This is a genomic window from Klebsiella planticola ATCC 33531 (genome assembly GCF_000735435.1).
GTDB classification, from domain to species: domain Bacteria; phylum Pseudomonadota; class Gammaproteobacteria; order Enterobacterales; family Enterobacteriaceae; genus Klebsiella; species Klebsiella planticola.
In genome coordinates, this window is record NZ_JMPP01000003.1 from 28,446 (window position 1) to 41,371 (window position 12,926).

Annotated in this window: 11 protein-coding genes; all 11 read right to left on the reverse strand. The window is 57.0% G+C overall.

Features of this window, described 5'->3' with window-relative positions:
• Entirely contained in the window at window positions 1-1,071 is a 1,071-nt protein-coding gene (gene murG / locus GRPL_RS24810; protein ID WP_032689483.1) for an undecaprenyldiphospho-muramoylpentapeptide beta-N-acetylglucosaminyltransferase, read from the reverse strand.
• Entirely contained in the window at window positions 1,068-2,327 is a 1,260-nt protein-coding gene (gene ftsW, locus GRPL_RS24805) for a cell division protein FtsW (RefSeq protein WP_032698163.1), read from the reverse strand. The genes murG and ftsW overlap by 4 nt, the downstream gene beginning before the upstream one ends.
• Window positions 2,327-3,643 carry a UDP-N-acetylmuramoyl-L-alanine--D-glutamate ligase gene (gene murD, locus GRPL_RS24800; protein ID WP_032698164.1) on the reverse strand — a complete coding sequence of 439 codons (1,317 nt, stop codon included), beginning with the start codon at window positions 3,641-3,643 and terminating at the stop codon, window positions 2,327-2,329. Before murD ends, ftsW begins: the two co-directional genes overlap by 1 nt.
• 2 nt (window positions 3,644-3,645) lie before the next feature.
• On the reverse strand, window positions 3,646-4,728 hold the full coding sequence (gene mraY, locus GRPL_RS24795; protein WP_004857865.1) for a phospho-N-acetylmuramoyl-pentapeptide-transferase: 1,083 nt from the start codon (window positions 4,726-4,728) through the stop codon (window positions 3,646-3,648).
• A complete protein-coding gene (gene murF / locus GRPL_RS24790; protein WP_032689485.1) occupies window positions 4,722-6,080 on the reverse strand; it encodes a UDP-N-acetylmuramoyl-tripeptide--D-alanyl-D-alanine ligase in 1,359 nt (452 codons plus the stop codon). The genes mraY and murF overlap by 7 nt, the downstream gene beginning before the upstream one ends.
• Complete coding sequence (gene murE, locus GRPL_RS24785) at window positions 6,077-7,564, reverse strand: UDP-N-acetylmuramoyl-L-alanyl-D-glutamate--2,6-diaminopimelate ligase (RefSeq protein WP_072010658.1); 1,488 nt, start codon at window positions 7,562-7,564, stop codon at window positions 6,077-6,079. Before murE ends, murF begins: the two co-directional genes overlap by 4 nt.
• Window positions 7,551-9,317 (reverse strand): peptidoglycan glycosyltransferase FtsI, encoded by a 1,767-nt coding sequence (locus GRPL_RS24780; protein ID WP_032689487.1) that lies wholly within the window; start codon window positions 9,315-9,317, stop codon window positions 7,551-7,553. Before GRPL_RS24780 ends, murE begins: the two co-directional genes overlap by 14 nt.
• Before the next feature lie 15 nt (window positions 9,318-9,332).
• Entirely contained in the window at window positions 9,333-9,698 is a 366-nt protein-coding gene (gene ftsL / locus GRPL_RS24775) for a cell division protein FtsL (RefSeq protein ID WP_004857854.1), read from the reverse strand.
• Window positions 9,695-10,636 carry a 16S rRNA (cytosine(1402)-N(4))-methyltransferase RsmH gene (gene rsmH, locus GRPL_RS24770; protein ID WP_004857852.1) on the reverse strand — a complete coding sequence of 314 codons (942 nt, stop codon included), beginning with the start codon at window positions 10,634-10,636 and terminating at the stop codon, window positions 9,695-9,697. The genes ftsL and rsmH overlap by 4 nt, the downstream gene beginning before the upstream one ends.
• A gap of 1 nt (window position 10,637) precedes the next feature.
• Window positions 10,638-11,096 carry a division/cell wall cluster transcriptional repressor MraZ gene (gene mraZ, locus GRPL_RS24765; protein WP_004857850.1) on the reverse strand — a complete coding sequence of 153 codons (459 nt, stop codon included), beginning with the start codon at window positions 11,094-11,096 and terminating at the stop codon, window positions 10,638-10,640.
• 660 nt (window positions 11,097-11,756) lie between these two features.
• Window positions 11,757-12,761, reverse strand: a complete 1,005-nt coding sequence (gene cra / locus GRPL_RS24760) for a catabolite repressor/activator (protein ID WP_032689488.1) — start codon at window positions 12,759-12,761, stop codon at window positions 11,757-11,759.
• Between the last annotated feature and the right edge of the window lie 165 nt (window positions 12,762-12,926).

A 12,926-nucleotide genomic window follows, 5' to 3' on the forward strand; every position in this document is an offset into this window, starting at 1 on the left:
TTAGCGCGCCAGTGCTGCAGCGCTCACTTCTTCTGCTACCCGTTCGGTAGCATCCGGAATCGAGGCTCTACGCGCTCGTTCCGCCATATCCAGCAGCGTTTCCCGATCCCAGCCAGCCAGCGTCTGCACGACGGCATCGACGGTGAACTGAGGCTGTTCGAGAATTTTCGCTGCACCCGCTTTCTCCAGCGGCAGTGCATTCCAGTACTGCTGACGATCCTTGTGCTGAAACGGCACAAACAACGCCGGTAAACCTGCTGCGGCAATTTCACTTACCGTCAGGGCACCGGAACGACACACAACAACATCGGCCCAGGCATACGCCGCCGCCATGTCATCAATAAATTCAGTCACTTTATGCTGCGGCTGCCCGGCATCCGCATAGGCCTGCTGCACCGTCTGCTGGCCGCCTTTCCCGCTTTGATGCCAGATAGTGACCGCCGCGCCCAGTTTCCCCGCCACCTGCGGCATCGTCTGGTTCAGCACGCGAGCCCCCTGCGAGCCCCCCACCACCAGCACGCGAATCGCCCCCTGGCGCCCGACCAGACGCTGTTCCGGTAACGGCAGCGCAAGCACATCAGTACGCACCGGGTTGCCCACCACGTCAGCATGCGGAAACGCACCTGGGAACGCCTGCAGCACCTTCTTCGCGATCTTTGCCAGCCATTTGTTTGTCAGGCCCGCAATGCCATTCTGTTCATGCAGCACCACCGGGATACCCAGCGACCAGGCCGCCAGACCGCCAGGGCCGGAAACGTAACCACCCATCCCCAGCACAACATCCGGCTGGAAACGCTTCATGATCGCCCGCGCCTGACGCCAGGCGTTGAAGATCCGCACCGGTGCTAACAGCAGCGCTTTCAGCCCTTTACCGCGCAGGCCGGATATACGGATAAAATCAATTTCAATGCCGTGCTTCGGCACTAAATCCGCTTCCATACGATCGGCGGTACCGAGCCAGCGAACCTGCCAGCCCAGATCCATTAAATGGTGCGCGACCGCCAGCCCCGGGAACACATGTCCACCGGTACCGCCCGCCATCACCATTAGCCGCTTTTCCTGACCGCTCATCGAACACCCCGTGTAAACGCCTGGGCTTTTTCCAGACGCGTTTCATAATCAATTCGCAACAGCAACATGATGGCCGTCGACATAATCAGCAAACTGGAACCGCCGTAACTGATAAGCGGCAGCGTCAGGCCTTTCGTGGGCAGCATGCCCGCCGCCGCCCCGACGTTAACCAGCGCCTGGAAGCTAAACCAGATTCCAATGGCGCAGGCCAGGAAGCCGGAAAAGCGATGATCAATCTCCAGCGCCTTACGCCCAATCGACATGGCGCGAAAGGCGACGAAGAATACCATTAATAGGGCCAGTACCACACCGATATAACCGAGTTCTTCGCCGATAATGGCGAAGATGAAATCGGTATGCGCTTCCGGTAAATACTCCAGTTTCTGTACCGAGTTGCCTAAGCCCTGCCCCCACATTTCGCCGCGGCCGAAAGCCATCAGCGACTGAGTCAGCTGGTAACCGCTGCCAAACGGGTCGTCCCACGGGTTCCAGAAAGACGTTACGCGGCGAATACGGTACGGTTCGGCAAGTATCAGCAGCACCACCGCCGAGATCCCCATGCCGATAATGGCAATGAACTGCCACAGCTTGGCACCGCCGAGAAACAGCATCGCCAGGGTGGTGACGAACAACACCACTACCGTACCGAGGTCCGGCTGCGCCAGCAGCAGAATGGCCAGCACGAAAATCACGCCCATCGGCTTTAAGAAGCCGCGCAGGTTATTCCGGACCTCATCGCCTTTACGCACCAGGTAGTTGGCGATGTAGCAAAACAGCGACAGCTTGGTAAATTCCGCAGGCTGAATACGCAGCGGACCCAATGCAATCCAGCGCGATGCCCCGTTTACCGAGCTACCGACAACCAGGACGATCAGCAACATGACGATCGAGGCAATCAACATTGCCGTACTGTGCCGCTGCCAGAACTCCATCGGCAGACGCAGCGTCACGAGAGCCAGGCCCAGCGCCAGAAGAATGTATAACCCGTCGCGCTTGGCGAACAGAAAAGGATCGTTGGCCAACCGCTGCCCTACCGGCATGGAAGCCGAGGTCACCATAATGAAACCTACGGCGGCCAGGCCAAGCGTCAACCACAACAGCATCCGGTCATACATAACCAGGCTATCGTTATCTTTCTGCCGCGAGCCCATCACCCAGCCTTTCAACGCCGCAAACAGCCAGGCGAAGATAAACATCCCCGGCAGGCGCGGCAGTCTCCACTGAGGCATTTTCAGGCGCGGGAGGGATAAACGCATCAACCTAACTCCTTCGCCAGGCGGGCAAAGACATCGCCCCGTTGTTCGAAACTCTTAAACTGATCGAGGCTGGCACAGGCTGGCGATAACAGCACCATATCGCCCGACTTTAGCAGCGGGGCAATCTGGCGCATCGCCTCTTCCATCGTCCCGGTTTGCGTCGCCACTTCCGGGCGCAGTGCCGCCAGCTGCTCGCCATCGCGACCGAAGCAGTACAGGCAGATATTGTCGCCTGCCAGATAACGCTTCAGCGGCGTGAAATCAGCGGATTTCCCATCGCCACCCAGCAGCAGATACAGGGTACCGTCCAGATGCAGCCCGTTCAGCGCCGCTTCGGTACTGCCGACGTTGGTGGCTTTGGAATCGTTGATCCAACGCACGCCGTTATGATCCAGCACCAGCTGGAAACGATGCGCCAGACCGGTAAAGGTGGTCAGCGCCTTGAGACTGCTGGCCCGCGGCAGACCGGCAGCATCAGCCAGAGCCAATGCAGCCAGCGCGTTGCTGTAGTTGTGTTGCCCGGTGATGTGCATCTCTTTGACGTTCAGGATCTTCTCACCTTTCACTCGCAGCCAGGTTTCTCCCTGCTGGCGGTTAAGGTGATAGTCGCCGACATCAACGCCGAAGCTGATGCAGCGCTCATCGGCGCCGCGTACCGGCATCGTCAGCCCATCATCGGCATTCACAATGCAGGTTTTCGCATTTTCATACACCCGCAGTTTGGCCGCACGATACTGCTGCAGACCCAGCGGGTAACGGTCCATATGATCCTCGGTCACGTTGAGGATCGTTGCGGCCACCGCCCGCAGACTGGAGGTGGTTTCCAGCTGGAAGCTGGAGAGCTCCAGAACGTACAGTTCGCGGTCCGCATCGAGTAACATCAGCGCCGGCAGGCCGATATTGCCGCCAACGCCGACATTCATGCCGGCCGCTTTTGCCATCTCGCCTACCAGCGTCGTCACGGTGCTTTTCCCGTTCGAACCGGTAATAGCGATAATCGGTGCCTGCGCTTCGCGGCAGAACAGCTCAATGTCACCGACGATTTCCACGCCAGCATCCGCCGCTGCGCTCAGCGCAGGATGCGCCAGCGCGATACCAGGGCTTGCCACAATCAGATCCGCTGCCAGCAGCCAGTCTTCATTCAGGCCCCCCACGTAGCGTTCTACCTCTTCCGGTAGCTTCTCCAGCCCGGAAGGCGCGACGCGGGTATCCATCACGCGCGGCGTCACGCCGCGCGCTATGAAAAAGTCCACGCATGACAGCCCGGTCATTCCCAGGCCAATAATGACGACTTTTTTACCCTGATAATCTGCCATGATTAACGTACCTTCAGCGTCGCCAGGCCAATCAGCACCAGCATCAGCGAAATAATCCAGAAGCGCACGATAACGCGCGGCTCCGGCCAGCCCTTCAGTTCATAGTGGTGGTGAATCGGCGCCATACGGAAGATGCGCTGACCGCGCAGCTTGAAGGAACCGACCTGCAAAATAACCGACAGAGTCTCCACCACGAATACGCCACCCATAATCACCAGCAGGAACTCCTGACGCAGCAGCACGGCAATGATGCCCAGCGCGCCGCCGAGGGCCAGGGAACCGACATCGCCCATAAAGACCTGTGCCGGGTAGGTGTTGAACCACAGAAAACCGAGACCCGCGCCCACGATCGCCGTACAGACGATGACCAGTTCCCCGGCGTGGCGCAGATAAGGGATATGCAGATAGTTGGCAAAGTTCATGTTGCCCGTTGCCCACGCCACCAGCGCGAAGCCCGCCGCCACAAATACGGTCGGCATAATCGCCAGGCCATCAAGACCATCGGTCAGGTTGACCGCATTGCCGGTACCGACAATCACGAAGTAGGCCAGCAGAATGTACAACAGCCCCAGCTGAGGCATGATGTCTTTAAAGAACGGTACAACCAGCTGGGTCGCTGGCGTATCTTTACCGGCCATATACAGCGCAAACGCAACGCCCAGCGCAATCACCGACATCCAGAAGTACTTCCAGCGGGCGATCAACCCTTTGGTGTCTTTACGCACGACCTTACGGTAGTCATCGACGAAACCGATAATGCCGTAGCCTATCAGCACGGTCAGAACACACCATACGTAGGGGTTGGACGGATAGGCCCACAGCAGGACAGAGACCACAATGGCGGTCAGGATCATGATCCCGCCCATGGTTGGGGTGCCTTTCTTGCTGAAGTGCGATTCCGGGCCGTCGCTACGAACGACCTGACCGAAGGAGAGTTTTTGCAGACGGGCGATCATGCGCGGGCCCATCCACAAAGAGATGAACAGCGCGGTCAGCAGGCTGACGATGGCGCGAAACGTCAGATAGGAAAAGACGTTAAAGCCGGAATAATATTTGACCAGATGTTCGGCCAGCCATACTAACATGTTCCATTCTCCTGTAATGCGCGTACTACCTCTTCCATGGCGGCACTACGTGAACCCTTCACTAAAATGGTGATGATCTTGTGTTCCGCCGTCAGCTCACGGAGCCGAGCCACCAGCGATGCTTTATCGCTGAGATGCTCGCCCACGCCGCTGGCGCGGCTAATCTCTGCACTCAGCACGCCGGTGCTGAGTACGCGGTCAAGCCCTGCCGCTTTTGCCGCTTCGCCAACCTGACGATGGCACGCTGCGCTTTCCGTACCCAGCTCGGCCATATCGCCGACGACCAGCACCCGGTAGCCCGGCATCTCGGACAACACCTGCACCGCGGCGGTCATTGAACCGACGTTGGCATTGTAGGAATCATCAAGCAGCAGCTGATTTTCGGCGAGCGTAATGGGGAACAGCCGTCCCGGCACCGCTTTCAGCTGCGCCAGACCGGCTTTCACCGCATTTAAGTCGGCGCCCACCGCCATAGCCAACGAGGCAGCCGCCAGCGCGTTAGCGATATTGTGGCGACCCGGCAGCGGCAGCAGAACATCCACGTTCCCCATCGGGGTTTGCAGCGTAAATTCTGTCCCGTGGCTGGTAACATGAATCTGGGTAGCCGCAAAATCGCTGTTGGCCGCATTCGGCGAGAAACGCCATACCTTGCGTGCGCCAATCACGCTTTGCCAGTTCAGCCAGTCGTTATTGTCCGCATTCAGGATGGCAATGCCGTTTTCCGGCAGGCCGGTAAAGATTTCGCCCTTCGCTTTCGCGACGCCCGCGAGGGAACCGAAGCCTTCAAGGTGAGCGGCAGCCAGATTGTTGACCAGGGCGGCTTCCGGGCGCGTCAGGCTGACGGTCCAGGCAATTTCGCCCTGGTGGTTCGCCCCAAGCTCGATAACCGCATACTGGTGCTCTTTGGTCAGACGCAGCAGCGTCATCGGCACGCCGATATCGTTATTCAGGTTGCCGGCGGTATAGAGCGTATTGCCGCACTGGCCGAGAATCGCTGCGGTCATCTCTTTGACCGAGGTTTTCCCGGAAGAACCGGTCAGCGCCACAACGCGGGTCGGCACCTGTTGGCGAACCCACGCCGCCAGCTCGCCAAAGGCCAGGCGGGTATCTTTCACCACTACCTGAGGTAAATCACACTCCAGCTGACGGCTGACCAGCAGCGCGCCGGCGCCGGCTTGTTTCGCCTGCTCCGCGAAATCGTGAGCATCAAAACGCTCGCCCTTTAAGGCAACGAACAGGCAGCCTGCCGTGATCTTACGGGTATCCGACGTGACCTCATCGATGGCCAGATCGCGACCCTGCAGTTCGCCACGCGTCACGTCGGCGAGCTGGCTTAACATCAAGCGAATCATGCTACCGCTCCCAGCAGACGGGCGACGGTGACGCGATCGGAGTAGTCAAGACGGCGATTGCCAACAATCTGGTAATCCTCATGACCTTTGCCCGCGACCAGTACGACATCCCCCTCGGCAGCCTGCATCACGGCGTTCGTCACCGCTTCAGCCCGGCCTTCTTTGACCTTCGCATGTCCGGCATCAACCATACCAGCGAGGATATCGTTGATGATGGCGCGCGGTTCTTCGGTACGCGGGTTGTCATCGGTCACGACAACAATATCGGCAAATTCTTCGGCGATGGCGCCCATCAGCGGGCGTTTGCCCTTATCGCGGTCACCGCCGCAGCCGAAGACGCACCACAGCTTGCCGTTACAATGCAGACGTGCCGCCTGTAACGCTTTTTCCAGCGCATCCGGAGTATGGGCATAATCCACCACCACGGTCGGTTTGCCCGGCGCGCTGAACACTTCCATACGGCCGCAGACCGGCTGCAGTCGAGCCGCGGTTTTCAGCAGCTCAGCCAGCGGATAGCCCAGCGCCAGCAGTGTGGCTAGCGCCAGCAGCAGGTTGCTAACGTTAAAGGCGCCCATCAGACGGCTTTCAACTTCGCCCTTGCCCCAGCTGGAATCAAACTGAATGGTTGCCCCGCTATCGTGGTAGTTCACCGCCGTAGTCTTCAGCCAGCGGCCGTGACAGTTCGGGTTAATGTGATCTTCCATCGAGACGGCAACCGCGTCCGGCAGCTTCGCCAGCCAGCGGCGGCCCACTTCATCATCGGCGTTGACGATAGCCTGTCCGCAATGATGGGTGGAATAAAGCAGCCATTTTGCCGCTTCGTAATGTTCCATATCACCGTGATAATCCAGGTGATCGCGGCTCAGGTTAGTAAAGACCGAGGCGGCAAATTGCAGCGCCGCTACGCGGTGCTGAACCAGACCGTGGGAAGAGACTTCCATGGCCGCGAAGGTAGCGCCCTGCCCTGCCAGGCCAGAAAGCACGTGCTGGACATCGACTGCAGAACCGGTGGTATTTTCCGTCGGAATAACCTTGTCCAGCAGACCGTTGCCGACCGTTCCCATCACCGCACTGGTTTCACCAAGCAAGTTGGCCCACTGCGCCAGCAGTTGCGTGGTCGTGGTTTTACCGTTGGTACCGGTGACGCCAATCAGGCGCATTTGCCCGGAAGGCTGATGGTAAAAACGCCCGGCCAGCGCGGATAAGCGCTCGTTGAGCTGGCTGAGATAAATGACCGGCACGCCGTGCATTTCACGGATTTCGCCGTCAGCAGCCTCATCTTTGGCCTCTGCAATAATGGCAGCAACACCTTGCGCTATCGCCTGCGGGATATAACGACGCCCGTCCGCCTGATGACCTAATACCGCGACAAAGAGATCGCCGGAAGCAGCCACCCGGCTGTCCAGCGTCATCTCTCGCAGAATTCGCTCCGGCGCATTTGGCACCCACGGAGCGAGAAGGTCGCGCAAATTACGATCTGCCACCTGTTCCCTCGCCTTGATTAATCACAAATTCACTTTTTTCGCCCGTTGCCAACGCATCCGGCTCGATGTTCATGGTGCGCAGTACGCCGCCCATGATGGCACCGAAGACCGGAGCGGAAACGGCGCCGCCGTAGTATTTACCCGCCTGCGGGTCGTTGATCACCACCACCAGCGCAAAACGCGGGTGGCTGGCGGGCGCAACGCCTGCGGTGTAAGCAATATATTTGTTGATGTAGCGGCCATCTGGCCCCACTTTCTTCGCCGTACCGGTTTTGATCGCAATGCGGTAGCCTTTAATGGCCGCCTTCACGCCGCCACCGCCGGGCAGCGCCACGCTTTCCATCATATGCACGACGGTACGAACGAGAGGTTCCGGGAACACGCGCTCACCGGGAACCGGTGGATCAACTTTGGTAATCGACAGCGGGCGATAGATGCCATAGCTGCCGATCGTGGCATAGACTCGCGCTAACTGTAACGGCGTTACCATTAGCCCGTAGCCGAAAGAAAAGGTGGCCCTCTCTATGTCAGACCACCGTTGTTTTTGAGGATATAAGCCACTGCGTTCTCCGACCAACCCCAAATTGGTCGCTTTTCCCAGCCCAAAACGTGAGTAAGTATCTACTAACGCTGAGGACGGCATCGCTAACGCCAGTTTGGAGACACCGACGTTACTCGACTTCTGTAATACCCCGGTCAGGGTCAATTCGCTATAGCGCGCCACGTCTTTGATCTCGTGGCCGTTAATACGGTAAGGAATGGTATTCAGCACGGTATTTTCGTTCACAATGCCGCGCTGCAGCGCCGTCATCACCACCATTGGTTTGACCGTCGAACCCGGTTCAAACACGTCGGTGATTGCGCGGTTACGCATGATGTCTTTCGCCGTACCGGAGAAATTATTCGGGTTATAGGAGGGGCTGTTCGCCATCGCCAGCACTTCGCCAGTGCTGACATCGACCAGGACCGCACTCCCCGATTCCGCTTTGTTAAACGCCACGGCATTATTCAGTTCGCGGTAAACCAACGCCTGCAGGCGTTCATCGATACTCAACGCCAGATTGTGCGCGGCCTGGCTGTCGGTAGAGGAGATATCTTCAATAACGCGGCCATAGCGGTCTTTACGCACGATACGTTCGCCGGGTTGGCCGGTCAGCCATTTATCAAAGCTCTTCTCGACCCCTTCAATCCCCTGGCTATCCACGTTCGTGAAGCCAATGAGGTGAGCGGTAACTTCACCTGACGGGTAGTAACGGCGCGACTCTTCGCGCATGTGTATCCCTGGCAGCTTCAGCTTCTTGATGTAATCCGCCATATCAGGGTTGACCTGACGAGCCAGATAGATAAAACGCATTCTCGGGTTGGTGTTGATGCGCGATGCCAGCTGATCCAGCGGCATGTTTAACGCATCGGCCAATGCCTTCCAGCGGTTATCGAGGGTCACACCGCCGGCATCATGCAGCTCTTTCGGATCCGCCCAGATAGCCTTCACCGGCACACTCACCGCCAGCGGGCGGCCGGAGCGGTCAGTAATCATTCCGCGGGCGGTGGAGACTTCCTGCACGCGTAAAGAACGCATATCACCCTGACGAACCAGCATGTCCGGGCTGATCACCTGTAGCCAGGCCACGCGGCCCAGCAGGAAACACAGCGCGATTAAAATACACCCGCACAGCAACGCAAAACGCCAGCTAATAAAGCTGGCCTGTTCTTCCTGACGTTTTGGTTTTAGCGTTTTCGGCGCTGCTTTCATGCGTCGCAATAATCCTTATTTTTGTACAACGATATTTTCTTGTGATGGATCGACGTGTTGCATCTGCAACTTCTCGGTCGCGATCCGCTCAACCCGACTATGATCGCCGAGCGCGTTCTCTTCGAGGATCAGGTTTCGCCATTCAATATCCAGCGCGTCACGTTCCAGAACCAGTTGTTCACGCTGCGCGGTTAACAGACGGGTATGGTGAGCCGTCGTCACCACGGTAATCGCCGTAATGATGATGCAAATGAACAGGCAGAGTGGCAGCTTCCCAAACCGCAGAAGATCGTCCCCGATGACGCCAGGCAAGGCATGGCGCTCGTTGCTTCCTAACGATCCTTTAACTTTGCTTAAGGCTTCTGTCACTCTGCCGATCATGCGTTCGTCCTCTCTGCAATGCGCAGAACTGAACTACGGGCCCGTGGATTCTCTGCCACCTCTTCTTCGCCCGGCATCAACTTGCCTAGTGCTCGCAACTCACGGCCACCCAGTTTTTTGAGCTGCTCTTCGGTCATCGGTAACCCGGCCGGAACCTGCGGACCGCGGCTTTGCTCACGCATGAAGCGCTTCACAATACGGTCTTCCAGCGAGTGGAAACTGATGATCGAAAGCCGCCCGCCCGGGGCCAGCACGCTGAGCGAGCTTTTTAGCGCCTGCTCTATCTCCTCCAGTTCACTGTTCACCCAGATGCGCACCGCCTGGAAGGTACGGGTCGCGGGATGTTTGAATTTGTCCTTCACCGGCGTCGCCGCCGTCACCACTTCCGCCAGCTCTTTCGTGCGGGTCATGGGCTCGATACGGTTACGCTCGACGATGGCGCGCGCAATACGCTTACCGAAGCGCTCTTCGCCGAAGGTTTTAATCACCCAGGCGATATCCGCTTCGTCCGCCGTCTGAAGCCACTCGGCGGCAGACTGGCCGCGTGTGGGGTCCATACGCATATCCAGCGGACCATCGCGCATAAACGAGAAGCCACGCTCTGCGTCATCAAGCTGAGGTGAAGAGACACCAAGATCGAGAAGAATACCGTCGATCTTGCCAGTTAGTCCGCGCTCACTAACATAATCAGCCAGCGCAGAGAAAGGTCCATGTACGATGGAAAAGCGAGGGTCATCGATGGTCTTCGCCACGGCGATAGCCTGCGGATCGCGATCGATAGCCAGCAAGCGTCCTTCCGCTCCCAGTTGGGAAAGGATCAGGCGCGAGTGTCCACCGCGACCAAAGGTCCCATCAATGTAGATACCATCCGGACGAATATTCAGGCCGTTAACCGCTTCATCCAGAAGTACCGTAGTGTGTTTAAAATTTTCCATCATGTTATAGAGACAAATCCTGCAGACGCTCCGACAACGCGTCGGTAGACGACTGCTCAGCGTCGATATCTTCCTTGACCCGTTGATACCAGGTCGTTTCATCCCACAGTTCAAACTTATTGAACTGTCCGACCAGCATCACTTCTTTTGTCAGCCCGGCATGCTGCCGTAACACCGGCGCAATCAGGAGACGCCCGGCATTATCCATCTGACATTCGCTGGCATGACCCAAAAGCAGACGCTGGACGCGCCGCTCAACGGGATTCATGCTCGATAAACGCGACAATTTTTGCTCGATGATTTCCCATTCAGGCAAGGGGTAAAGCAGCAGGCACGGGTGATGAATGTCAATGGTACAAACCAGTTGACCGGAAGCGTCTTCGATCAGCCCGTCGCGGTAACGCGTCGGTACGGCCAGACGGCCTTTGCTGTCGAGATTGACTAACGTTGCCCCACGGAACATGCCAGCCTCACCCCTTTTCGCCACTTTAACCCACAAATTCCCACCAGAAGGAGTTTACGGAGCGGAGGAAAAGCTTGTCAAGCCAGCACGAATACCAACGAAGCTCAAAAACCCATTATTTGCAGCCGATATTAGGCCTGATGAAATAATCATCAACAAACGAGGCAAATTAACGCTATGAATACGTGTAAGAAAACAACCAACAAATTCGTAACAGTTAAAAGCAACAAAATATCTTCGGTGGGAAAATATAAAGTGTCAGTTTGCGACGCGAGCGGCATTTTAGGCGATTATGATGTCCGTTAACAGTGCCTGTTATCGTCAGAGAAGCACTCTTGTCGCGGGGTGCAGGGAGATGGCCGGGTGATGAGCCGTAAAATGAGTGTTAATTCAGCGATTAACTTAATGAATGTAACAAAATAATACAAATAAAGACTGATTTAACTTTTTTTATAGCTAACGGGCGCCGGAAAGCGGCGACTCCAGAATAAAACAAAATAATGCGTAAAGAAGTTTAGGGATTTGTCTGAAAGCGATTCAAATTTACTTTTTTATGGTAATTTGTACGGATTATCGCCAGACGACTTTCGTCTGGCGAGTCGTGCCACTCTTTTCCGGCTTTTTAACACACGCCGATGCGGCGATCGAAAGCCTGGCGCATCAGCGACGGTTCAAACTTCCCCGGCGATACAAATTACGACGGATACGGCTTAACCCCGGTTTTGGCTTACGCGGCTCATCAAGGCTGGCGAGGACAATTTCCAGCACGCGTTCCGCCACATCGCGGTGGCGCTGGGCCACGGCCAGTACCGGACACTGCAGGAAATCGAGCAGCTCATTGTCGCCGAAGGTCGCAATAGCCAGTTCGGACGGCAGCTTCCCTTCCCGACGCAGCGTCACATCCATCACCCCCTGCAACAGCGGAAATGAGGTTGTGAACAGCGCCTGCGGCATTGGATGCGTTTCCAGCCATTTCTCAAACAGCTGCCCTGCCGCTTCGCGTTCAAAGCTGTTGGCGTACAGATACTGCACTTCACGCGGATCATCATGCCACGCGGTACGGAAGCCCTGTTCACGCAGGAAACTGACCGACAGCTCCGGTAGCGCGCCAAGATACAGGACGTTTTCCCCCGGGAATTTGCGCAGTTCGGCGGCCAGCATTTCGGCATCATCCTGATCGGCGCCAACAACGCTGGTGAAGTGCTCGCGATCGAGCGCGCGATCCAGGGCGACAATCGGGAAAGGATCGTTGGCCCAGCGCTGATAGAACGGGTGCTCAGGAGGTAATGACGTCGAGACGATAATGGCATCCACCTGGCGCTGTAGCAGATGCTCAATGCAGCGCATCTCGTTGTCAGGCTGATCTTCCGAACAGGCGATCAGCAGCTGATAGCCGCGCTGGCGCGCCTGACGCTCAAGATAGTTAGCAATACGGGTATAGCTGGTATTTTCCAGATCGGGAATCACCAGACCAATAGAACGCGTGCGTCCTGCACGCAAGCCAGCAGCGACCGCATTCGGATGGTAGTTGTGCTCACGAACGACGGCCATCACCTTTTCGACCGTTTTGTCGCTGACGCGGTACTGTTTCGCTTTACCGTTAATCACATAGCTAGCGGTGGTACGCGAGACACCGGCCAGCCGGGCGATTTCATCCAGTTTCACAATTGCCCCTTGGGTAATGAGTACAGAACATAACCTTTCTTCAGCTATGGATTCATTTTCATAACATCTAAACGCAGAATAGTTAGCGCAGCAACCGGTTTTGTCTACAGTTCCCACCGATTTCGCAAAAAAATAACCCGACAGATTGTGTCGGGCTATTTTTAC

Excerpts from the sequence above, each read along its gene's own strand:
- murG (WP_032689483.1), bottom strand. The coding sequence starts at position 1,071 with ATGAGCGGTCAGGAAAAGCGGCTAATGGTGATGGCGGGCGGTACCGGT.
- ftsW (WP_032698163.1), bottom strand. The coding sequence starts at position 2,327 with ATGCGTTTATCCCTCCCGCGCCTGAAAATGCCTCAGTGGAGACTGCCG.
- murD (WP_032698164.1), bottom strand. The coding sequence starts at position 3,643 with ATGGCAGATTATCAGGGTAAAAAAGTCGTCATTATTGGCCTGGGAATG.
- mraY (WP_004857865.1), bottom strand. The coding sequence starts at position 4,728 with ATGTTAGTATGGCTGGCCGAACATCTGGTCAAATATTATTCCGGCTTT.
- murF (WP_032689485.1), bottom strand. The coding sequence starts at position 6,080 with ATGATTCGCTTGATGTTAAGCCAGCTCGCCGACGTGACGCGTGGCGAA.
- GRPL_RS24780 (WP_032689487.1), bottom strand. The coding sequence starts at position 9,317 with ATGAAAGCAGCGCCGAAAACGCTAAAACCAAAACGTCAGGAAGAACAG.
- ftsL (WP_004857854.1), bottom strand. The coding sequence starts at position 9,698 with ATGATCGGCAGAGTGACAGAAGCCTTAAGCAAAGTTAAAGGATCGTTA.
- rsmH (WP_004857852.1), bottom strand. The coding sequence starts at position 10,636 with ATGATGGAAAATTTTAAACACACTACGGTACTTCTGGATGAAGCGGTT.
- mraZ (WP_004857850.1), bottom strand. The coding sequence starts at position 11,096 with ATGTTCCGTGGGGCAACGTTAGTCAATCTCGACAGCAAAGGCCGTCTG.